The 22,090-nt window shown below is 49.6% G+C and carries 20 protein-coding genes; 10 read left to right on the forward strand and 10 right to left on the reverse strand.

The features are described from left to right. Positions 1–100 precede the first annotated feature (100 nt). A complete protein-coding gene (locus tag C4S60_RS19825; RefSeq protein WP_103881427.1) occupies positions 101–2,854 on the forward strand; it encodes a cation-translocating P-type ATPase in 2,754 nt (917 codons plus the stop codon). A 66-nt stretch (positions 2,855–2,920) separates the two neighbouring features. Here the strand turns inward: C4S60_RS19825 and asnC are convergent, their stop codons facing one another. After that, positions 2,921–3,382: a transcriptional regulator AsnC gene (gene asnC / locus C4S60_RS19830; RefSeq protein WP_103881426.1), complete on the reverse strand. Its 462-nt coding sequence runs from the start codon at positions 3,380–3,382 to the stop codon at positions 2,921–2,923. A 161-nt stretch (positions 3,383–3,543) separates the two neighbouring features. Between asnC and C4S60_RS19835 the strand changes: the two genes are divergently transcribed. Together C4S60_RS19835 and C4S60_RS19840 are read left to right on the forward strand one after the other, a co-directional pair. Continuing rightward, the gene (locus C4S60_RS19835; RefSeq protein ID WP_103881425.1) at positions 3,544–4,323 is read left to right on the forward strand and encodes a class I SAM-dependent methyltransferase; all 780 of its coding nucleotides are present in this window, start codon (positions 3,544–3,546) and stop codon (positions 4,321–4,323) included. Between the two features lie 130 nt (positions 4,324–4,453). Then, a complete protein-coding gene (locus tag C4S60_RS19840; RefSeq protein ID WP_103881424.1) occupies positions 4,454–4,954 on the forward strand; it encodes a hypothetical protein in 501 nt (166 codons plus the stop codon). Positions 4,955–4,977: 23 nt separating this feature from the next. On the opposite strand, the gene C4S60_RS19845 is transcribed toward C4S60_RS19840, so the two are convergent. After that, entirely contained in the window at positions 4,978–5,856 is an 879-nt protein-coding gene (locus C4S60_RS19845; protein ID WP_103881423.1) for a carboxylate/amino acid/amine transporter, read from the reverse strand. Positions 5,857–5,972: 116 nt separating this feature from the next. Further along, the gene (locus C4S60_RS19850; RefSeq protein WP_103881422.1) at positions 5,973–6,398 is read right to left on the reverse strand and encodes a universal stress protein; all 426 of its coding nucleotides are present in this window, start codon (positions 6,396–6,398) and stop codon (positions 5,973–5,975) included. A 333-nt stretch (positions 6,399–6,731) separates the two neighbouring features. On the opposite strand from C4S60_RS19850, the gene ftnA reads away from it, so the two are divergent. The 3 genes from ftnA to C4S60_RS19865 all read left to right on the forward strand — a co-directional run bounded on the left by ftnA (position 6,732) and on the right by C4S60_RS19865 (position 8,994). After that, the gene (ftnA, locus tag C4S60_RS19855) at positions 6,732–7,259 is read left to right on the forward strand and encodes a non-heme ferritin (RefSeq protein ID WP_103881421.1); all 528 of its coding nucleotides are present in this window, start codon (positions 6,732–6,734) and stop codon (positions 7,257–7,259) included. Between the two features lie 69 nt (positions 7,260–7,328). Beyond that, positions 7,329–7,652 carry a universal stress protein UspB gene (gene uspB / locus C4S60_RS19860; RefSeq protein ID WP_103881420.1) on the forward strand — a complete coding sequence of 108 codons (324 nt, stop codon included), beginning with the start codon at positions 7,329–7,331 and terminating at the stop codon, positions 7,650–7,652. A 154-nt stretch (positions 7,653–7,806) separates the two neighbouring features. Next, a complete protein-coding gene (locus C4S60_RS19865) occupies positions 7,807–8,994 on the forward strand; it encodes a BaiN/RdsA family NAD(P)/FAD-dependent oxidoreductase (protein WP_103881419.1) in 1,188 nt (395 codons plus the stop codon). A gap of 52 nt (positions 8,995–9,046) precedes the next feature. On the opposite strand, the gene C4S60_RS19870 is transcribed toward C4S60_RS19865, so the two are convergent. The 7 genes from C4S60_RS19870 to flgA all read right to left on the reverse strand — a co-directional run bounded on the left by C4S60_RS19870 (position 9,047) and on the right by flgA (position 19,291). Continuing rightward, complete coding sequence (locus C4S60_RS19870) at positions 9,047–10,318, reverse strand: NRAMP family divalent metal transporter (protein ID WP_103881418.1); 1,272 nt, start codon at positions 10,316–10,318, stop codon at positions 9,047–9,049. A 313-nt stretch (positions 10,319–10,631) separates the two neighbouring features. Further along, complete coding sequence (locus C4S60_RS19875; protein ID WP_103881417.1) at positions 10,632–11,516, reverse strand: DMT family transporter; 885 nt, start codon at positions 11,514–11,516, stop codon at positions 10,632–10,634. A gap of 92 nt (positions 11,517–11,608) precedes the next feature. After that, on the reverse strand, positions 11,609–12,268 hold the full coding sequence (locus tag C4S60_RS19880) for a lytic transglycosylase domain-containing protein (protein WP_425275143.1): 660 nt from the start codon (positions 12,266–12,268) through the stop codon (positions 11,609–11,611). A 52-nt stretch (positions 12,269–12,320) separates the two neighbouring features. Further along, a complete protein-coding gene (gene flgN / locus C4S60_RS19885) occupies positions 12,321–12,758 on the reverse strand; it encodes a flagellar export chaperone FlgN (protein ID WP_103881415.1) in 438 nt (145 codons plus the stop codon). A 53-nt stretch (positions 12,759–12,811) separates the two neighbouring features. Further along, positions 12,812–13,099, reverse strand: coding sequence for a flagellar biosynthesis anti-sigma factor FlgM (gene flgM / locus C4S60_RS19890; RefSeq protein ID WP_103881414.1), 288 nt, complete (start codon positions 13,097–13,099; stop codon positions 12,812–12,814). A 92-nt stretch (positions 13,100–13,191) separates the two neighbouring features. Continuing rightward, complete coding sequence (locus tag C4S60_RS19895) at positions 13,192–18,339, reverse strand: polysaccharide lyase family 8 super-sandwich domain-containing protein (RefSeq protein ID WP_103881413.1); 5,148 nt, start codon at positions 18,337–18,339, stop codon at positions 13,192–13,194. 172 nt (positions 18,340–18,511) lie between these two features. After that, a complete protein-coding gene (flgA, locus tag C4S60_RS19900) occupies positions 18,512–19,291 on the reverse strand; it encodes a flagellar basal body P-ring formation chaperone FlgA (RefSeq protein ID WP_167390991.1) in 780 nt (259 codons plus the stop codon). Positions 19,292–19,366: 75 nt separating this feature from the next. Between flgA and flgB the strand changes: the two genes are divergently transcribed. The 4 genes from flgB to flgE are packed head-to-tail and all read left to right on the forward strand — an operon-like array spanning position 19,367 to position 22,084. Continuing rightward, the gene (gene flgB / locus C4S60_RS19905; protein WP_103881411.1) at positions 19,367–19,729 is read left to right on the forward strand and encodes a flagellar basal body rod protein FlgB; all 363 of its coding nucleotides are present in this window, start codon (positions 19,367–19,369) and stop codon (positions 19,727–19,729) included. 2 nt (positions 19,730–19,731) lie between these two features. Continuing rightward, the gene (gene flgC / locus C4S60_RS19910) at positions 19,732–20,166 is read left to right on the forward strand and encodes a flagellar basal body rod protein FlgC (RefSeq protein ID WP_103881410.1); all 435 of its coding nucleotides are present in this window, start codon (positions 19,732–19,734) and stop codon (positions 20,164–20,166) included. Next, positions 20,166–20,843, forward strand: coding sequence for a flagellar hook assembly protein FlgD (flgD, locus tag C4S60_RS19915; protein WP_103881409.1), 678 nt, complete (start codon positions 20,166–20,168; stop codon positions 20,841–20,843). The genes flgC and flgD overlap by 1 nt, the downstream gene beginning before the upstream one ends. Positions 20,844–20,887: 44 nt before the next feature. Then, complete coding sequence (gene flgE, locus C4S60_RS19920; protein ID WP_103881408.1) at positions 20,888–22,084, forward strand: flagellar hook protein FlgE; 1,197 nt, start codon at positions 20,888–20,890, stop codon at positions 22,082–22,084. Positions 22,085–22,090 lie beyond the last annotated feature (6 nt).

The following is a 22,090-nucleotide window of genomic DNA, read 5'->3' on the forward strand; positions in this document are numbered from 1 at the left end:
AAACATGCAGGGCGGGCATTTCATAATTTGATTCAGCGATTGCTTTTTATCGGTTTTTCATTCTACCGATGTCGACTGAATTTACCTGGAGAGTTACCCCATGACTAAAAAGTGGTTTACAGAGACTGTCGAGAATACCCAGCAGATGATGGGCGTTTCGGCGGAACAAGGCCTGACTTCAAAGGACGTCACCGAGCGTCAATCACAATACGGCAAAAATGAGCTTCAAGAAAAAGCTGGCAAGTCGGCACTTGAGCTGTTTGCCCATCAATTCAAAAACCCACTGATCTTTATCCTTGGTGTTGGCGCGGTTGTCTCCTATTTTACCGGCCATCTGGTGGATGCGATCGCGATTACGGCGATCATCTTTATCAACGCGCTCATCGCTTTCTGGCAAGAGTTTAAAGCTCAGAAAGGTATGGAAGCGCTGCGCCAAATGGCGGCACCCTCGGCACAAGTTAAGCGTGATGGCGAATGGATCGATATTCCCGCCAGCGACATCGTGCCGGGTGACATCCTGAAAATCAGCACCGGCGACATTCTGGCGGCCGATGTTCGTATCTTGGAAGCCAATCGTCTGTCCATCGACGAAGCGGCATTGACGGGTGAATCGGAGCCCGTGGATAAAACGGCCAAAGTCATCGACGATGAGTCCGTAGGTCTTGGTGACCAGCTGAATATGGGCTTTATGACGACGATGGTGACATCGGGCACGGGTTTGGGATTGGTGGTGGCGACAGGTATGCAGACCGAAGTGGGCCACATCGCTGACCTGATGGCAAATACCGAAGAAACCAAAACGCCAATGCAAGAGCGTATGGATACCATCGCCAAAACACTGATGCTGGTGGCATTGGGTGTGGTCGCCGTTGTATGTGCGATCGGTCTTTACTATGGCATGCCTTGGCTGGAGATCCTCAATACGGGTATCTCATTGTCGGTAGCGGCGATTCCTGAAGGACTTCCTACCGTTATTACTATCGTCCTGACCATGGGCTCTACTCGCATGGTGAAGAACAACGCACTGGCTAAGCAGCTTGCTGCGATCGAAACGCTCGGTTCAACTACGGTTATCTGCTCAGATAAAACCGGGACGCTGACCCAAAACCAAATGCAGGTGATGAAAGCATACGATGCGAGCGGTCGTTATTGGGAAGTGAGCGGTAAAGGCTTTAGCCCTGAAGGGCAGTTTAAGCCGCTATCACACAGTACAGATGCCAAGCACAGCCCAGAGATGATGAAGGGTCTTGTCGTGGCAACGCTATGTAACGATTCGGAGTACATCATGGATGGCGACAGCTCGACCGTTCGTGGTAACCCAACGGAGGGGGCGCTGATTGTCGCTGCAGCCAAAGCGGGCCTGAATCAGTCTGAAATGCTCGCTTCTGGGGGCTACTCGATTGTTGAGAAATTTCCGTTCGACTCATCTCGTAAGATGGCCTCGGTAATTGTGAGAGATCCGGAAGGTAAGCACTTCCTGGCTATTAAGGGTGCGCCAGATGTGATTCTTAGAAATGCTGCCGGCTTTATGGTTGATGGCATGCCCGTTGATCATACGCCAATGGCAACCGACGGTAACCTTGCGCTGGCGGCGAGTCCAAGCGAAGAGATTGTGGCTAACTACGAAGCTGCGATTGAGAACTTTGCTCAAGATGCACTGCGTACCCTGGCGGTTGGCTTTAAAGAGCTGACAGAAGCCGATCTAGATCGTGATCATACAGAGCTTGAGAAAGACATTACTGTCCTCGGTCTATACGGCATCATGGATCCGCCACGCCCGGAAGTTCGCGGTGCGATAGAGAGCTGTTATCAGGCAGGGGTAAGAACGGTGATGATCACGGGTGACCACGCACTCACAGCTGCTGCGATTGCTCGTGATATCGGCATTATCCGCAATGAGCAAGACCTTGTTGTGACTGGCGCGCAGCTCGATGAGATGGACGATGATAAGCTGCGTGAAATCTGTCCTCAGGTTGCTGTATTTGCTCGTGTCACTCCTGAGCACAAGCTGCGCATCGTACAGGCTCAACAGTACAACAACGAAGTGGCGGCGATGACTGGGGATGGTGTGAACGATGCACCTGCGCTGCGTCGCGCTGATATTGGTGTGGCGATGGGTATTACCGGTACCTCGGTTGCGAAAGACTCAGGCGACCTGATTTTATTGGATGATAACTTCAGCACCATAGTGAAAGCGGTGCGTCAGGGTCGTCAGATCTTCGATAACCTGCGTAAGTTTATCCGTCAGGCGCTGACTGCCAATGTGGGTGAAGTTTCAGTCATTCTGTTTGCGTTTCTAATGATGGGCCCGGAAGCGATCTTGCCGCTGACGCCACTGATGATTCTATGGATCAACCTGGTCTCTGATGGTCTGCCAGCACTTGCTCTGGGTGTAGAGCCAGAAGAGAAAGATCTGATGGAGCGTAAGCCTCGCAAACGTAACGAGAGCTTCTTCAGTGACCATTTGGGAACTCGTATCCTGACTCGCGGTCTGGCACTGGGTGGTATGAGTTACATGGCATTTAACTGGGCACTGACCAATGGTTTCTCCGCAAACTACGCACAAACCATGGCGTTTGCGATGTTAGTCTTTGCACAGCTATGGCACCTGTTTGACTCGCGCACGTTTACGTCGCTGTACCGCCGAAATCCATTCACCAACCCGTACCTACTGGGTGCGGTCGCGGTGTCTGCGATCCTATCGCTCGGGGTTATCTATACAGGTCTGGGTCAGCTTATCTTTAACACGGAGGCGTTGGCAGCAGGTCACTTGTTTGGTGTCATCATGGCTGCATCGCTACCGACGCTGGTGATGTCAGCAGTGAAAGAAGCCACTAAGACGAAGTGGGTTTAACACTGGAACGATGAAAATCAAAAGGCGCTCATTTGAGCGCCTTTTTGTTGTTCTTTCTCTGTCGTTTTAGGGATTCACATTACGACTGATCGGGTTTTGCAGCGAAATCAGAGTCTCCGTCGATTGCACTTCTTCAATCGCCTGCAATTTATCAATCAAGACATGTTGCAGCTCTTCAATCGATCGGCACATCAGCTTCACGAAAATATTGTAAGCGCCAGTGGTGTAGTAGGCTTCAACCACTTCATCCAGCGCATTCAGCTTTTCAAGAGCAGAGTGATAGTCTCGCGCTGCGTATAAATTGATACCAATAAAGCAGCATACGTCGTAGCCGAGTTTTTTCGTGTTCACGACCACTTCCGTTCCTTCGATGATGCCTGCCGCTTTCATCTTCTCAATTCGGACGTGGATAGTGGCCGGGCTGACGTCGAATTGTTTTGCCATCTCAGCATAAGGACGACGGGCATCTTCCATGAGAGTTTTCAGGATTGCTTTGTCTAGATCATCAAGACCATGGGTGCCATGCATATTGAATCCTTGGTTGTTGACGGAGTGTCTAGTGACAAGATTGTGGCTAAAGCTTATCACTATTTTTGTGTTGTCGTCTCTGTGTCGATCACGCTTATTGGTCAAGGTATCGACTTGAGGTACACTGGCGCCAAACCGCCATCCCTTTTTCGGAGTCTATCTTGCACATTCAACTTATCTGCGAACAAGAGTCACGTCAGCCACAGCTTATGGCACTGGCTAAACGTTGGGGGCTTACAGCATCGGAAGACTCTGAATTTGCGCTGGTACTGACCGAAGAAAGGCTGGAACTTCGCAAACTGGATGAACCTAAGTTGGGGGCGATTTATGTCGACCTTGCCGGTGGCGCTGTCGCGCACCGACGCAAATTTGGCGGTGGCAAGGGGCAGGCGATAGCCAAAGCTGCAGGGTTAAACAAAGGCGCCACGCCGACAGTCCTGGATGGCACGGCGGGCCTGGGACGGGATGCCTTTGTTCTGGCATCATTGGGCTGTAAAGTGCAAATGGTCGAGCGCCACCCCGTGGTTGCCGCGCTATTAGATGACGGTCTGGAGCGTGCTAAGCAAGATGCCGAGATTGGTGAGTGGGTCAGTGAGCGACTGTCGCTACTGCATGCCTCCAGCCTGGACGCACTGGGACAGCTTGCCGATGATAACGCATTCATCAAGCCTGACGTGGTGTACCTGGATCCTATGTACCCACACCCAGAGAACAAGAAAAAATCGGCTCTGGTTAAAAAGGAGATGCGCGTATTTCAGTCTTTGGTTGGTGCTGACACGGACGCCGATGGTCTTCTGGTGCCAGCACTGAAGCTGGCGACTAAGCGTGTCGTGGTCAAACGCCCGGACTATGCGAATTGGCTGGATGACAAGAAACCCACCATGGCCATTGAAACCAAAAAAAATCGCTTCGACGTTTATGTCAACGCATCAATGAGTTAGTAGCCTTGTATTCATTTTTTGAGTAAATTGCTTACTGTAACTGGAGCGAGTTACTTGAAACCCAAGCCAATAGACCTTATATCTAACTAAGAATCATTCCTGTTTTCGTTTTGGTGAGTTGGAGAGTGGTATGACGAAACGTCTGTGTAAGTTAAATCGTCGCGATATTAGCGCCAATCTGGGGGACATTCACCGTTTGGTGGCGGAGCCTAAGTATTTGTGTCGCTCCTGCTCGCGCTCGTCTGCCGACAAATCTACCCTTTGTAAACCTGCTGCAATCCCGCCAGCTTCTTGTCAGAACAAGCCGCTCGAACAACAGCAACAGTGCGGTGTGTTAGCAGAAGCATTGCCAGCCCGGTCCGATAGTGTGTCCGCTACGTCGAACTCAAAATCGCAGCGCAAGGCAAAAGCGGCGGATGCGTCTAACCTCGATACGATCGATAAAAAAGCGGCAAAACGTGCGAAAAAAGCGTTAAAGCTACAGGAAAAAGCACAGAAGAAGCTGCACAAGTTGCTGAAAAAGAGTCAAAAACTGGCACGAAAGCAGAGCAAGTTGGAGCAAAAGTATCATTTGGCCGCTGCAGTGGTAGACGAACAGATGATAAAAGTGCAGCCAGAACAGCTGCACTAACGAGTGACGGTATAGAGGGAAGTTTAGGCGTTATTAAACTGGGCTTCCGCTCTGGGCTTAACCCAAAGCTCATTCACCACCAGTGACAGCAAGATAATGCCTCCGCCAATGGACAGCTTCAATAAGTCCACATCACGATTCCAAATCACGATATTCACAATCAATCCGGCAGGCACCAGCAGGTTATTCATGACCGCCAATGCACCCGCGTTGACCATACACGCGCCTTTATTCCAGATGAAATAGCCCAGACCTGATGCGATGGTACCAAGGTAGAGCAGCACGCCCCATTGAACACCAGTAGTTGGCATTTTTTCCAGATTACCAAACAGGGTGAAAGCGATGGTCGCCACGACAGTTGCACCGAAATAGAAATAACCGAAAACACTGTGTTGAGGTAATTCGCTCTGCTCTTGTTCCATGACGAATTTGTAGCCAACCTGACCAATGGCAAAACACAGGTTCGCGCCCTGAACGACGAGAAATCCGGTGACGAAGTTGTCGTTGATACCCGCAAATTTGATAAAGGCGGCACCAGCTACCGCAATGGCGGCGGTGACGAAGTACCAGGGTGAGAAACGCCCTTTCAAAAAGTCATAAAATAGCGTGACATAAATAGGGGTAAACACCGTAAACAGCAATACTTCAGGTACTGAGAGCAGCAAAAAAGACTGATAGTAGAAGCAGTACATCAGCCCTAACTGAATGCCACCAATGGCCATCAGTTTTGCCTTAAGTTTGCCCGGAACCTGTTTGAACTTGGTAAAAGGCAAAAACACCAATGCCGCGAGTACTACGCGTATTAATACTGAGAACCACGAGTCGACCTGACCCGCCAGATACACACCGATAAGGCTAAATGAAAACGCCCAAAGCAGAGTGACAGAATAGAGATAACCCATCGTACATTATTATCTATGGAGTGAAAGATGGGGCTATTGTAACACCTTTGTGAAACTTCGCAGGCATGAGTGCAAAAAGGCTTCCGAAGAAGCCTGTTAGATTGCGTTTTGTTGCATTAATCCTTGATAGGAACGACGAGCATATCAACTGGAGAGGTGTTGATCAGTTGACGAGTCGAGGAGAGGATTTTGCTCCAGAAATCCTGATGGTGACCGCACACTACGAGATCAACGTTGTATTCTCCGATGGTATCACGCAGTTCGTTGCTCAGATCGCCGCTTCCCACTAAAGAGTGCTTGATGGGGAAATCCGCGTACTCAGCGAACAGTTTTAGTTGGGTCATAGAGGCTTCCATTGCCTGGTGCTGTGTCTCAGCCATATTGAGATCAATAAGACCAGTATACAGTTCAGCGTAATTCACATCGATGTGAATGAATGAGACCTCTGCATCCAGCGGCTTGGCGAGAGAGACCGCTTTGTCGATCAGCATTTTACTTTCTTCTGAGAGATCCAATGCGACCAAGATATGTTTATAACTCATAACGCAATCCTCCTGACGTTTATTCTATAGAAAACATAGCACTTATCGTTCGACATTTATGCTGATGTGATCTCAAATCGTCATCAGGAGTACAAATAGAGCCAGGCTGCTTTAATGACACCTTGGTGATTGAGGCCGTTATTGCAATTCAGTTTGACTGTGTTTTTTCTCAACAACAAGACTGGAATTGGTGAGCAAAGTCTTAAAAGTTTTCTAGACTCAAAGTAAGGGTAGTGTGCTTAGCGCATTGTAAGTTTGGGTGTGAGATCAGAGACTCCTCAGTAAGTTATGTTATAGTAGCGTTAATTCCAGTTACGAAATTAGGAGTCGTAAATGCTTTCTCCAGCAATGGTTCAGCATCTGAACGAGCAAATTAACCTCGAATTTTTCTCATCCAATCTATACTTACAAATGAGTGCTTGGTGTGAAGACAAAGGATTCGAAGGTGCGGCTGAATTTCTTCGTAAGCATGCGGACGAAGAAATGCAACACATGCAAAGACTGTTTACGTATGTCAGCGAGACGGGTGCCCTGCCGATTCTGGGCAGTATTGAAGCGCCTCGACATGACTTTGACAGCTTGGGTGATGTGTTCCGCGAAACCTACAAACATGAGCAGATGATTACGGAAAAAATCAACAAACTGGCTCATGTTGCGTTTACAGCTCAAGACTACTCAACGTTTAATTTTCTTCAGTGGTACGTTGCCGAGCAACATGAAGAAGAAAAATTATTTAAAGGGATCTTAGATAAGCTAGAACTCGTAGGTGAGAACGGACAGGCGCTGTTCTTCATCGATAAGGACTTAGCAACGTTAGCGAAAGAAGGTTCGTCTTCCATTATGGATGCCCCTGCTGAGTAACATCAGCGTTTAAAAGTCGACTGGTCGTCTTTTTCTCTTGGGCATCTGGGAAGATGTAGGGAGGAAAAGATGATCAGTGGAGACACTATTCTATTAGCATTGATGCTCATTACCTCGGTCAATATGGCCCGGTATCTTACAGCTCTACGCTCACTTATTTTCATCATGCGTGAGGCGCATCCGCTCTTGTACCAACAAGTAGATGGTCGCGGTTTTTTCACCACTCACGGTAACATGGCCAAGCAGGTGAGGCTGTTTCACTACCTCAAAAGCAAAGAATACCATCACCACCACGATCCGGTGTTTATTGGAAAATGTGACCGAGTGAGAGAGTTGTTCGTACTCTGTGTCGCCTTGATAGGGGTTACCTTGTTTGCGGGCTTCTTGTTGTAGCCGCAAGCTTGAGCGCAAAAGTACTTGATATCCGATAGCTGTGTGTCGGAGAGTTGGCTTTGTTCTGCGAAGTCGTTAGAATAGCGCCAGATTGTTGAAGGGATGTGCAATACGCACATCCTTTTTTTATTGAATGTCGAGTCGGAACATCGTGATGAGTCAGAAAATTGATGTAGTAGTAATTGGTGCTGGTGCTGCGGGTCTTATGTGTGCAGCAGAGGCAGGCAGGCGTGGGCGCTCCGTGCTGGTGCTGGATCATGCCAAGAAACCGGGCCGAAAAATCCTCATCTCTGGTGGCGGTAAGTGCAATTTTACTAACTACGATGTCTCGGCTAACAACTACCTGTGTCAGAATCCACATTTTGTGAAGTCGGCGTTGTCGCAGTACAGCAACTGGGACTTTATCTCGCTTGTCAGTAAATACGGCATTGAGTTTGAAGAGCGCGATCATGGGCAGCTGTTCTGCCTCGAGTCGGCAAAAGACATCGTTAAGATGCTGCTCTCTGAGTGTGAGTCACCGAATATACAGTTCCGTTATCAGGCGGATGTGCACAGCATTGAGAAAACCGAGACGGGCTTTTCTCTGCACGCCGATACTGATGTGATTGAATGTGCATCATTAGTGGTAGCGACAGGTGGACTATCGATGCCAAAGCTGGGCGCGACGCCCTTTGGATACAAAATCGCCGAGCAGTTCGGTCTTGAGGTGGTCTCGACTACAGCAGGACTGGTGCCGTTTACCTTGCATAAAGAAGACAAGGAAGATTTTGCTGAACTGTCTGGCATCGCCATTCCTGCCGAGATCACAGCGAATGATGGCACGCTTTTCAAAGAGGCTTTGTTGTTCACTCATCGCGGACTGTCCGGCCCGTCGGTTTTGCAGATCTCTTCGTTCTGGAAACCTGGGCAAAATGTGTCAGTGAATTTGGTACCCGAAGCAGATATTGATGAGTTGCTGACTCGATCGCTTGAGAAACACCCAAACCAAAGCCTGAAGAACACTCTGGCACGAGTGCTGCCAAAGCGTTTGGTAGAGGTGCTTATTGAGCGTAAGGTGTTTGCGGACAAGCCTTTAAAACAATATAACCACAAAGAGTTGCTGTCCATTCGGGAGTCACTTGAGAACTGGACGATTGCGCCCAATGGTACCGAGGGTTACCGCACTGCAGAGGTAACATTAGGCGGGGTGAATACCGACCATCTGTCGTCGAAGACCATGGAGTGTAAATCGATCCCGGGCTTGTACTTTATCGGTGAGGTAATGGACGTGACAGGTTGGCTTGGTGGATATAACTTCCAGTGGTGCTGGTCGTCAGGGTTCGTGGCGGGTCAGCATGTCTAGTCCCCTCTGATGGTAAAACAGAAAAACGCCGAGCAGATGCTCGGCGTTTTTATTACATCATCCATTTCCACCATACAAAGACGGCCAAAAACCCAAACAGGTAAATCAGACCCAGAATGGAAAGAATTTTGAGCTTGCTGCCCATCTTGAGCGCAGGTGGCAGCTCGGTTCTGGAGACCAGAAGGTAGTTCAGCAGCGCGAATACGGGAGTGGTGACAAACGCCATGATCATCGCGAAGTTGAGCATGGGCATCAGTGCTTGTGCAAAGAATGCCACGATCGAGATAGCTGCGACAGAGACTACGATGACCCAGGCCTGATAGGTCTTGGGGTTCTCCTCAGTTTGTTTCTGTATCAAGCGTTGTGATTCAGCGATAGCTCGTGAGTAGCCGTCAATGACGGTAATGGTGCTGCCAAAAATACAGAAAAAAGCGATCACTGCAATCAGGTAGCGCGACCACTCACCGATGGTGCTGGCATACATACTGACTAACTGGTGAGAGAAGCCAACGCCAGAGGCAGACAGTTCCGTCCCCGAGCCGTGAATGACCAGGGCACCTAAAGCCACAAACACGATAGCCAGTATTGCAGTCCCGATGTAGCCTACATTGAAATCAAACAGAGCGGACTCTGCGGTGACCTGCTGCTTCTTACATTGGCTCTTAAGCCACATTGAAGTGATACTGGAGATCTCAATCGGTGCAGGCATCCAGCCCATGGTGACCACAATGAAGCCGATCGCGGCAATGGTCCATGGTGAGGGAGCCTGATAGTCGGCCGGTGCTACGCTGCCATTTGAGGCTGCGATGATGACCGCTGTCACAGTGGCAATCGTCAGGGTTGCCATAATGGCTTTCGACAGGCCGTCCAGCGCTTTGTAGTGTCCGGCAAATAAAATCGCTACACAGGTCACCAGAACTATGCCACACAGCACAAGCGAAGACAGTTCAAAGGGCAGGAAATAGCCCAGAAGACTGGCACTGAACAGCAACAGTGCGGCAGTGTTTATGATGGCAGAAATGACATTGAGTATGGTGAATACCCACAGATATCCACGTCCCAGATTGGCATAACCTTGAATTAAGCTGTCTCCCGTTCCCATGGTGTATTGGACACCTGCTCTAAAAAACGGGTATTTAAACAGGTTTACAAGCAGAATAAGCGCAGCCAGTTGCCAACCATAGATGGCCCCGGCTTTAGTAGAAGCCACTAAGTGTGAGCCGCCGACAGCGGCGGCGGCCATCATAATACCCGGGCCAAGTGAGCGTAGTAACTGAGACAAACCGGAACGGGCCGGTGGCGAAGAAGAGATCGAATTCTCCATGGCAGAAATCCTTTGTAATTATTATCCGTAGATGAGAATGATTGGGCTGTAATAAAAAATTTACACTTTGAATTGAAATTATTTAATAACCCTATTATTTCTACAGGTTTTTCAGAGTGATGCAATGCCATCAAGGTGGCTGGGTTTGTGGTTTTGGAGTGAAATAGCGGCAGGAAGAATGAAAGTAGTGGTTTGTTCCGTTAATGGCAGTGGCTTTTGATGCTAAGTTTTTGAGAACCAGTTAAAAAAAGTAGGAAAAAAATCGCAGGTGGTTGCAGCGCACATGATGTCGCGCTGCAACCGCGACGGGGTGTTAAGTTTTGCGTTTAAACTGTTGCACGACCAGTCCTACGATAATGAGTACCAGGCCAACCAGCGTTGAAGGATGGATCTCTTCGCCAATCACCGATGCCAGTAGCATCAGGGAAATAAAAGGAGAGGCAAAAATCAGATTGCTGATTCGAGCCGTATTTTGTGTCGATTTCAGAGCGCTGAGCCACAGCACAAACGTAATGCCCATTTCAAAGAGTCCGACATAAGAAACCGCCAGCCAGCCTTTGAGGCTAATGGCAGACCACGCTGCCCCTTCGTATAGAGCGACGGCAAAGGCGAAGGGTAGGGCGACAAGGAATCCAAGCAGTACACCAACAACCGGATCGGCTGTGTTTTTGGTGTTCAAGATCCAATAACCTGCCCAGAGTAATGTAGACAGCAGGGCCAGACCCACGCCCAGCGGGCTGTCGAACTGAAGCCCCAGTACGTCGCCTTTGGTTGCAATCACCACGACCCCCAGATAACCCAGCGCACAGGCAAACCAGTCCTGTGGTCGGATTTTTTGCTTCAGGAAGACGGCCGCCATCAGAGTCAGAGTAATGGCCCAGCTGTAGTTGATGGGCTGTGCTTGAGAGGCGGGCAGCAGATCATAGGCCTTAAATAAGATCAGGTAGTAAGCCAGAGGGTTAATCAGGCCCAGCAACAGATAATAAAATGGGTTGGATAAAAAGGTTGTTTTAACCTGAGCAAGTGTCCCCTGAGCCGCGCAGATGACAATCAGAGCAACGGTCGAGGCTAGAGAAGCTGCTGCCACCATTTGTGCTGGGGTGAATTCTGCCAATGTCAGCTTAAAGGCTGTGGCAACGGTCGACCACAGGAGTACTGCGGACAGGCCAAACAGGAGGGCCTTGCGTTCGTTTTGCATGAAAGTCAGTAAGGATGAATGGATTAGAATGTCAGCATCTTACCAGTGAATAGTGGGCTGAAAACAGCCAATTTTTCGTTTTTATAATAGGGTTACAACGAAATCAGAGGTGGTAACGGGGTCAGATCAATGAGTGGTGTCTGTTGCCATTGTGTTTCGCTGGCAAAAAGCCATAGGGTGCTGACGCGATCGTGTTTCAGCGTCGACAGGTCGACCAGAGTCAGCAGAGCGTGAAATCGATGCACATAGTGGATGGTTTCTTCGGGGAGGTGCAGATCGGCAAATTGATGGCTGCCAGCCCTTTTGATCGCCCTTTGCACACGCCCTTCCCCTGCGTTGTAGGCGGCCAGAGTCAGGTTGATGTCACCGTTGAATTTTCGGTACAGAAAGTCGAGGTATTGCATCGCGGCCTGAGTACTGGGGGCGATGTCAAATCGTTGGTCCTGCTGCTCATTAACGGTCAGACCAAAGCGTTTTGCTGTAGCGGGCATTAATTGCCACAGTCCGGCCGCCTTTGCGGGCGAAATTGCGCTAGGGTTATAGGATGATTCTAACATGGGCACTAGCACCAAACTCTCTGGCAGAGATCGTTTGGATAGCTGACTAAAGATTTCACTCACCAACGGATTGAACTCTTCAAACTTGTTGAGAATTTGTCTCTGATAGGGCTGAAGCTTGGCTAAGTGAGGTTGGATGGCGCTATCTGGCGGGGCAGAGCCCGCGCTTACAGCTGGTGGCCATAAGCAAACCATTCCCGCCACTAACCAAATGGCTAAGTGCAGCCAGAGACGGCAAACCGAAACGTTAACCGATATGTTCCTCATAGGAATGTCGCTCTTTGCCCGTGAGTTCGCCCAGCAATTCATGGAAAGCGGCGGAGCTTTGGCCGTTATCGTGATTGTATTTTTGGCATTCTTTAATCAGTGACGCCAGCATCTGCCACTGTTTGCTAATGTTGTCAGCCAGTTTGGTTGGCAGTGCACGAATCAGCTTTTTGACGCCCAGTTCAGAGCTAGGTAGTTGCAGTTGTAATAACGCCTGACTGCGTTTGCTGGCATTGTGGCTGAGTTGCTTAAGTATTGGAAGCTGGCCGTGGATATTGTTGCTTAGCGCCTCACCATCAAATTTAAGGTAGAGTGCTTTTTGATGCTGTAGCAATGCGAGCAGTTTGCGATACAACCGAATGTCTTCGGTTATCGATAGCACAAATTGCTGGACTAGCTCTGTCCTTGTTGCGGCCATGAGTGTTGCTCCCTTACCGGGGCGCTGCCCCAATGTCTAATGCGTTAATATCATTAAGACTCGTGTCCGGTATGAAAACGCATCACTGCCTGAGACAACGCTTTAACATCCAGCCCGAGTTCACCTTTCGCAAGTGCGTTGCGCACCGCTTCGACTTTCGCCATATCGACATTCGGCATGGCTGACAGTTCAGCCTGCGCTTTGTCTAATGCGGCAGTATTCGCATTGAATGCCGTCTCGGTCGTGGACGTTCGAGTCGGTGCTTCTGCTGTGGCCTGTGTTTTCGATTGACTGAAGTTGGTTTGCGGGACATGACCCCCTGCCACCTTATCGATTTTCATCACAAAATTCCTGTCTGCATTGTTGTTAACAGTATAGGGCGACAGGCAAACAAAAAGTATTAAACAATTTGTTTGCCTGTGATTAGGCTACATCAGTTGATTTCGTTGATGCGAATACTTGCCGGCATGCCAAGGTAAAGATTTTCTCTCCCCTGATAGTCTTCACTATCATTAATATCGGGCAGCTGGAAAGTCAGTTCGGTACCGTTATTGATACTTGAAACCCCTACCTGTTGCGAGGTCAGCGCCTCCTTTTTGATACCTTGAGTCAGATAAGAGTATGTGCCTGGCGAAAAGTTGAGACTTACGTTCAAAACAATTTCATTGTTGGTTGTAAGAGCGATATGTTTGAAACTCTTAGTCGGAGCCTCGATATCAGGATCGTCATGAGCGTTTGGATCGGTGACAGTAATATCCCATTCACCCGAGCTGACTTCATTCATCTGCACTAGTGCTGGCTTATTGACAGAGACCTTGAGGCCATTGTCAAATGTCACTTCCCCGCTTTGCCTGAAGACTATCTGAACCACTTCTTTGTCGGTTTCCGGGTGTTGATAATAAATAGCTTCAATGCCCGAGTCCGGAAGTTGATGGACTTCCAACTGAGTCAATATCTGCTGTACCTTAGCCGGCATATCATCAGCACTAACGAATGGCAGAGTCAGGTAGGTGTAGTGACTCTGCTCACCCGCTCCTGATGTATCCGTTCCGTGATTGATGGCAATCAGAAGCGGCGTCAGACGCTCACCATTTTCACCACCTTGTGTGCTGTCATCCGAATCCGGAATGGCGTCCCCTCCTCGTAGGTAGGTTCTCACTTTCTGCCCATTTTGCGGCAGAATGACATAACCTTTGTTGCCCTGATGGAACCACATCACCTGTTCTGATTCAGTCAGCGTTGGATCATTGGCTGGGTTGGAAGACCAGTTGGTTTGCAGTTGCGCCACTTTCACGCCGTCAGTACCGACACTCGACCCTTGTCCCGGGTTATAGGTAAATGGCGTGGACCATTCCAGTTGATCGATAACGGTCAAGATTGGCGAGTTGCCTCCATTGGTTGATAGATCGTCTCTCACTCGCTGAATGTTATTGCCCATGGCGACAACCATTTCATCCAGGAAGAAATAGGACTTATTGGCTGTGACTGTGGAGTAACTGTGATCGCTGGCGTAGTCGAATGCCGCCATGGCATAGGCATCAGCCGGATCCTGAGCATCATTAGTGAGTACCGACGAGAATGCTGAAGGGTTGCCAGCGTTTTCACTCGATTGCAACGGCAGGCTATCCTGTCGCCATGACTCGGTGACTCCCGGAAGCAAATGCCAGTCCCAGTCATAACGAATGTTACTGTAATCCTGAACATTGGTTTTGACTTGCAGTACGCCACGCCCGTTCATAAAGCCGAATGCGCTGTCAGAGAAGCTTTCTGCGCCACGGGTGCGCTGAGATTCAAGCTTTACTGAGCTAAACCATTCTTTGTACTCCGAGCTGTTAGAATCAAACTTCTCCCGGCGGTGAATCAGATAATCATTAGCCCAAAAGGCGTTGCTGCCCAGTTGCTGATGGGTGTTTTGGTTAATGTTTGAGGTCAACTCCGTCAATCGAGTAATAGCACCCTGATCGGTAGAGTATGGTGCGGAGTGGGTGAGCAGTTCTGCATCCCGACTCAAGATATAACTACCAAAGTCATCGATATGATTACCATAGTGACTGCGTCCGACGGCCTGGAAGTCGGTCGACTGACCGTAAATGAGCCAGGGCATGATGTAGTTCAGAACATCCAGTGAAAACTCATAAGGTGTGTGAGAGGCTTCAAAGGCGGTGCCCTTCAGGTAAGAGGCAAACACATAAGGTTCCTCGGTCAACCATTCATAGCCATAGGCGTACATGGCTAAGTCTTGTCTTAATCCAACGTGGTGACTCATGGTACCGTCTGGTAACAAACCGGAGCGGCCATAGCTTTGTGCACTGATGCCATTGGTGTCGATCCAGTGCTTTAGGTCGCCAAAGCTGCCTTGAGGACTCCACCCAGGTAATATTGTTGTTCCTTGTGATTGCCAGCCAAGTCCGGGCTGATTGCCCTCGTAGTCTGGGTACCATAATGCGTTGTAAGTAATCGGGCGGTTGTAGTCTTTATAGAAGGCTACCATGGCTGCCCATGTTCTGAGTCGGTGTGCACGGTTAGCGTCGGCCCAGGCTCCTGGAGAGGAGGCGAGATCCTTAGCATTGTAGTAGCGATGGTAATCGATGGAGGCCTCACCGACAGGCAAGTCAAAAGCCACCTCAGACAGGAACTGGCTGGTCTTATCAAATACCCGCGTGTACAGGCTCTTGTCTTGCGCCCGGCCTTCATGGATGTCGTCGGCTAGCGCCATGATGACGCCAGATATTGGGTCGGTGAAGCGCCAGGCATGGGTGGTGTCGTTGTATTCAACGCCGGCGTAGTTACCAAAGTCGGAACTCGGGAAAGCGTCAAGCCATGCCTCTAACGTATGTAACAAGGTCGTTTTTAACGCGCTACGCTCTGAGCCTGACTGATACTCGGGCAGGTGAGTATAGGCACGAGCCAGAGCCGCAAGATGCAGCGCACTTTGCTCAAGTTCATCGGCCAAAATCGATTTGCTGACGACTTGCTGACCGTAATAAGCGAGATCATCTTCATTCGGATAATCATAGAAGTTAATGGTGAGGCTGCTGTCTTCTGCCCAGCCAGAGCTGGTGCTCTTAAATCCATAGCGGACTTGATAGTTGTTGCTGGCCAGAGTGTTTACCTGGTCGCTCACCAAAGCATAATCATAGTCTCTGCCGCTGTGTAGGCGATAGGCTTCGTCTGTGGCATAGAGATAGAACTGGTCAAAGAACTGTTTCCATGCTGTGGTATTAAGTGCTTCGACTAAGGTTTCCACCCGGGCAATGGCGCTGCCTGCTTGCCGGAGCTCAATTTCAACCAGATGGTTGTTATCCCAATCTACGCTGTCATCCGTTTTCAGTGTCAGTACCCCGAACAATCGGCCGTCCTGATCTCGAATGTTAGTGAGTGTGAACAGATCACTGTCATCGCGAGTAAGAGCAAAGGCGAGATCGGAATCGGGTGCCGATTCTGGCGCGAAGCGATTGCTGACAGGCTGGATTCGACCGATCACTTCTGTGCCGCTCTGAGAGCGAGTCTGAATTTCAAATCGTTCGAAAAGCAGCGTGTCGCTGGCAAAAGCGGTGTGATGGAAGCGCTGATCGTCTTGGTCATCGTTATCACCCACGCCGTCCTTATCGCTGTCACGATAGTTATTAGGATCGTTCGGTAGTTCATCATGCCTCAAACCAGAGTTTAACTGGCATGAATAGTCACACGTTTCGTTCCACTCATCAGGGTAACCATCGCTATCAGAGTCGATACTGGCAGCGGCGTTATAGGGAAAGGCATCCTCATTATTACCCACGCCGTCGCCATCGCTATCTAACCATTCGTTCGGATCGTTAGGGAAGGCATCGCGACCGTCAGAAACACCGTCGTTATCGCTATCGACGAGAGTTGTCAGTGAGAAAGCATCCAGTGAGGCACCGTTGGCGTCATCAAAACGTATCATTAATTGCTGTTTGCCAGTCGACAATGGAATATCGGCATCCAGCATGACCGTTTGATATTGGCGAGGATCGGCGACATTCGCCGTATATTCAAGTGGGTAGCTGTCGCCATTAATGTGGACGGAGAGTTCAACTGGTTTGCTGATTTGGCCACTGCCAGCGGTCAGAGTGAGCTGATACAGTCCCGCTTGTTTTACATCAAGATCATACATCAACCACTCACTATCCTCGATATAGGCGATGCCGTAGGTCGGGTTACCAGAGCTATCAGGTTGGTTATTATTGTGAATGTCCACATCTACGTCTAAACGATGTTGTTCTTTAGCGTTGCCTGTGGATAAGTCAAAGTAAGCTTCGCCATTTTCTCCATATTGAAAGTGTTCAGCTTGCATGCTACCCGGTACTGACATTACCGGTGCGACCCAAAGATCTGGCAGCAACGGGTAAATATCGGCATTGTCACCGACGCCATCCTTATCGGAGTCGATCTGCTCATTTGGGTCATCGGGGAAGGCGTCCAGTGTTAAAGGAGTCGTAGAGTCTTGTTGAGTCTTGCCTTCGTTCCAAGCATTGGGGTAGCCATCTTTATCGGTATCGATACTGGCGGCAGGATCATCAGGGAACGCATCGGCGTTGTCGCCGACCCAGTCACCGTCGCGATCGGGCGAGGAGACAATATCAATGTTTCGAATGCGGAAGCCACTACTGGTAAAGCGAACCTCCAGTTGTTGGCGGCCCTCAAGCAGTGTTATCCCTGTCATGGTAAACGGCTCGAGGTTATAGGCACCAGCGCCTTGAGTATTAAAAGTTAACTGACTTAGCAGGTTGCCAGTTTCGTCTCTAAGCTCCAACGTTTTATCGCTTGTACTATCTGACGCGAGGTTGAAAACAGCATCGTAAGCACCGCTCTGTGCTACGGATGTTTCAAACTTTAAATATTCTCCAGGTTGAGTCCAGCCAACCAAAGGGGTTTGATTACTGACTCGAATGTCGACATCGTCCTGACGATATCCGCCGCCAGCATTGCCTGTGGTGGTATCAAAATAGCCACTGTAATCGGCCGCCATGAAGTCTCCAGGTAATCGGGCGTAATTGACCAGGCTTGAGCCCGCACCATATTGAGTATCGGCGGCGGAAGCGGCCTGATCTAAGATGAAGGCAAAGCTGTCGAGGGATAAGGCACCGCTGTGCAAGCGAACCTGAACGGTGATTTCCCCTTGTGGTAGCCAGATATCGGATAGAGTTTCGGTTTGAAAACTGCGCACATCGGCAACCAGAGGCGAGTAAGTTAACGTTCCCAAGTGGCTGCCATCGGTGAGGTGGAAGCTCAGTGACATCGGTTCTGTATTGCTGCCTGCGACCTGAGCGTCGAGGCGATATTTTCCTGCCTGAGCCAGATTCACCGTGTAGTTCAGGTACTCGCCATCTTTGGCCCAGCCCACGGCATAACCGCCAGAACCGTTGCTTCTGATATCGACATCGTCGTCACGATATTTGCCGCCATCGTTGCCCGGAGAGCTGTCAAAGTAGCTAACATTCTGGCCACCTGTGTCGTAATCTTCAAACTCGATATTTAGAGTGCTTGCAGCAAGTGAAAACGGCGCAACCAGGGTCAGGAACCCTATTGTTTTGCACCTGGGGAAGGTTGATTTATACATAACCACCACTTTTGTTTTATTGAAATAAGCGTTGTTTTTCTTCTACGATAACTTGCTGCAATAAAACGACTGGCGTGACTTTTGGAACCCGTGTTCAAATTTAACAATATGACAAACGGTAACCATTGGTGTCGGTTATGGGTTTGGCTGAATTGGGTGTGTTGACCTGTGCTCAGAATTGCGTATGAACTTGATTCAAGCCAGTCACTACGGCACGAATCACCTGCTTTGATTGACTATTCTGCACATCTATCTGTTCTCCTGCTCCACCGTTTTCCAGAGCAATGCCCTTGGTGCTGGCATTGAGCTTGCCTTTGGCAGCAATAATCACTACCTCGTTGCCTTTCTCGACCAGTGGTGGGTTAGAGACAAAACTGGCATCAATGATCTGGCCAGAGCGCATGCGTCTTGATACCTGTTTACCGATCAACTGGGAGAGCTCTGGCACAAAATGGATAGCCCGGGTGAGGGTTCGGGTTTCCAGTTTAACGGAGTTGGCATTGATTTGACTGTTGCGATTCAGTGTGGTGGTCGCAACAGCAACTGGCACGGAAAGGGTTACTTTTGCGCTGGTGTTGATGCGCCAATCATTGAATCCATCCTGACAGCTTACACTTCGCTTTAAGTTGCCAACGGGCAAGGTCTGGTTGTCACGGCTGGAAACAATTAGCGGCCCCTGACACCGTGCCAGATGTTTTGCAGACTCTGGAACGAATATCACGAGATGCATCTGATGGTGCTGCCAGTTTTGCTGCTGGGCGACTCGTTGAATTTCTTCTTGCAGCGAAAGATGGACCGCAGTCTCGAGCGCTTGGGTGGTCATTTTGGCTTCTTCGGCAGCGTATCCAGACCACGTTGCGAGCAATATCACAATGCTTCCGACCCACTTCCTCATCCCTGTTCTGGCTTCCGTGAAACGGAAGTTTCGCTTCCTGTTTTTTGTATAAGTCATTGTTTTTGCTTTATAAAAAAATTGGCATGTATCTTGTTATACCCCTTAGTACTTCGCCCATTTAAGGACAGAGACATGGCAATCAGTTTTGACAGTGCATTAGGGGTTCACCCAGAGGCACTCAACTTTCGGGTTCAGCGTACCAAGGTGCTTGCTAGTAACTTAGCAAATGTCGATACGCCTGGATACCTGGCCAAAGACTTGAGTTTTACCACGGTTATGAAGCAGGCCAATCCAAATGGTGTGCACGCGACAACACCGAAGCTGGACGTTTCAACCAAGTATTCTGTGCCATATCAGAACAGTAAAGATGGCAACACGGTAGAACTGGGCGTGGAGCAAGCCAAATTCACGCAAAACAACATGGATTTTCAAACCAGCCTGACGTTTATGAATATGAAATTCAGTGGTCTGGCTAAAGCGATAGAGGGACGTTAATCATGTCATTCACTGATATCTATTCCATCGCGGGCTCGGCAATGACAGCGCAAACCGTTCGTCTCAACACGGTAGCCAGTAACCTGGCGAATGCTGATGCAGTGTCAGCGAACCCGGACGATGCCTACAAAGCACTAAAACCTGTGTTTGCCACGGTGTATAGCCAGACTCAGCTGGCCGCAGGCCAAAATGTCTACCCCAATGCGGAAGTGCGAATTGTCGATGTGGTGCAAAGTGACGCCAAGGCTGAACAAAGATTTGAACCCAATAACCCGCTAGCCAACGAAGAGGGTTACGTCTATTACCCTGGTGTCGATGTGGTGGCGGAAATGGCAGACATGATGTCGGCGACGCGCAGTTTCGAGACCAATGTGGAAGTGCTGGCGAATGTGAAAAGCATGCAGCAAGGGCTGCTGAGATTAGGAGAAGGACGCTAATGAGTATTGCTCAATTTACTGCGCTGGACACGGATACGCCAACGACAACCCAGAGTAATCCGGGGATCGCGGCTAACCCGCAAGATATGAACAGTGCAAGCTCGCTGCAAAACGAATTCATCACCTTGATGGTGGCACAAATCCAGAATCAGGACCCTTTGAATCCACTGGATGGTACTGAGTATGTCAGCCAACTGGCGCAATTCTCTCAGGTACAAAGTACTGAAAATATGTCCATGCTGATGCAAAACAGCATGGTTCTGCTCGACAACATGCAAGTGTTATCGACAGCGGGGCTGGTGGGTCAGACCGTGTACGTCAGCGGCAATGAATTTGAACTGGCTGAAGGGACTCAAAAGGGACGAATCGAGCTGGAGCATCCTTCTAATCAGGTCACTTTAGTGGTGGAAGATGAGTTTGGCCAGAAAACCAAAGTGCCTCTTGGTGCACACCCCGCGGGTGATGTGGATTTCAACATTGACCCGGAAGAGCTGGGCTTGAAACCGGGTAATTACACCGTGTCTGTCGAAGTACAGGAAGGGCAAGCGAGTCCGAACCTGTTATTGGCAGGGGAAGTCCAGCAAGTGCGTATTCCTAGTACCGGCGGCGCTGCCATGGTGAATGTTGCCGGAGTAGGCAGCGTACCGTTCTACAAAATCAGTCAGTTCGGCGCATAGCGCTCACATTCTAACGAGAAAAATAATCAGAATCAGAGGACATTATGAGCTTTAATATTGCATTAAGTGGCCTGGACGCCACCAATACTCAGCTAAATACAATCAGCCATAACATTGCCAACGCTTCCACGTATGGTTTTAAACAGTCACGTACTGAATTCTCCGCAGTCTACAACGGCATGCAACCTGGTGGGGTGGAAGTCGCGGCGATTTCTCAGAATTTCGACAAGAATGGTTCAGTGTCGGGCACGGGTCGCTCTATGGATATGGCGATCAATGGCAACGGCTTTTTCGTGACCAAAGACCATATGGGCCAGACTTTGTATACCCGCGCGGGCGTATTCGGTACCGATAAAAACAACTATGTTGTCGGTAACACAGGGGCAAAACTTCAGGGCTACAGCGTCGACAGCAACAATAACCTGCTGACAGGTTCGGTCGGCGATCTGCAGATCAGCACTTCCTCACTGGCGGCGAAAGCGACGGACAAGCTGGATTTTGTGGCCAATTTTGATGCCAGCTCCGATGTGATAGATCAGGCGGTCAATCCGTTTGACCCTGCTGATCCCAACTCATTTAACTCTTCTTACACCTCGAAAGTGTATGACTCACTGGGCAACTCACACACGGTGACTCAGTACTTCACCAAAACGGCTGATAACACCTGGGAAGTCAATGTGCAGGTGGATGGTGGCAGCACGCCAGTACAAACCGTACCTGTGACTTTTAATACCGATGGTACCTTGGCGTCACCAGCCGGTTCCTTCAACGTCGCTTTCCCGGCTCCGGGTGCCAATGCCATGAGCATCGATATCAGTCTGGCTGGCAGCACACAATTTGGCGCCGCATTTGGCGTGAGCACCAACAATCCTAACGGTTATACCTCGGGTGAACTGGCAGGGGTTCGAGTGGAAGACAACGGCATGCTGTTTGCGACTTACACCAACGGCCAGTCTCAATTGCAAGGACAAGTCATTTTAGCAAACTTTGCCAACCCTCAAGGTCTGGCGAAGACCAATGGAACGGCCTGGACTCAGAGCTACAGCTCAGGCGCACCAGTGATGGGGACGCCAGGTACAGGCGTGTTAGGTGATCTGACGCCGGGAGCGCTGGAAGGCTCTAACGTCGATCTGACCTCTGAACTGGTGAACCTGATGACGGCTCAGCGCAACTACCAAGCGAATGCGAAGACGATTTCGACGTCTGACAAGCTGACTCAAGCCCTGTTCAACGCGGTATAGGAAGTT

The sequence above is a fragment of the Vibrio hangzhouensis genome (genome assembly GCF_900107935.1).
Taxonomy (GTDB): domain Bacteria; phylum Pseudomonadota; class Gammaproteobacteria; order Enterobacterales; family Vibrionaceae; genus Vibrio; species Vibrio hangzhouensis.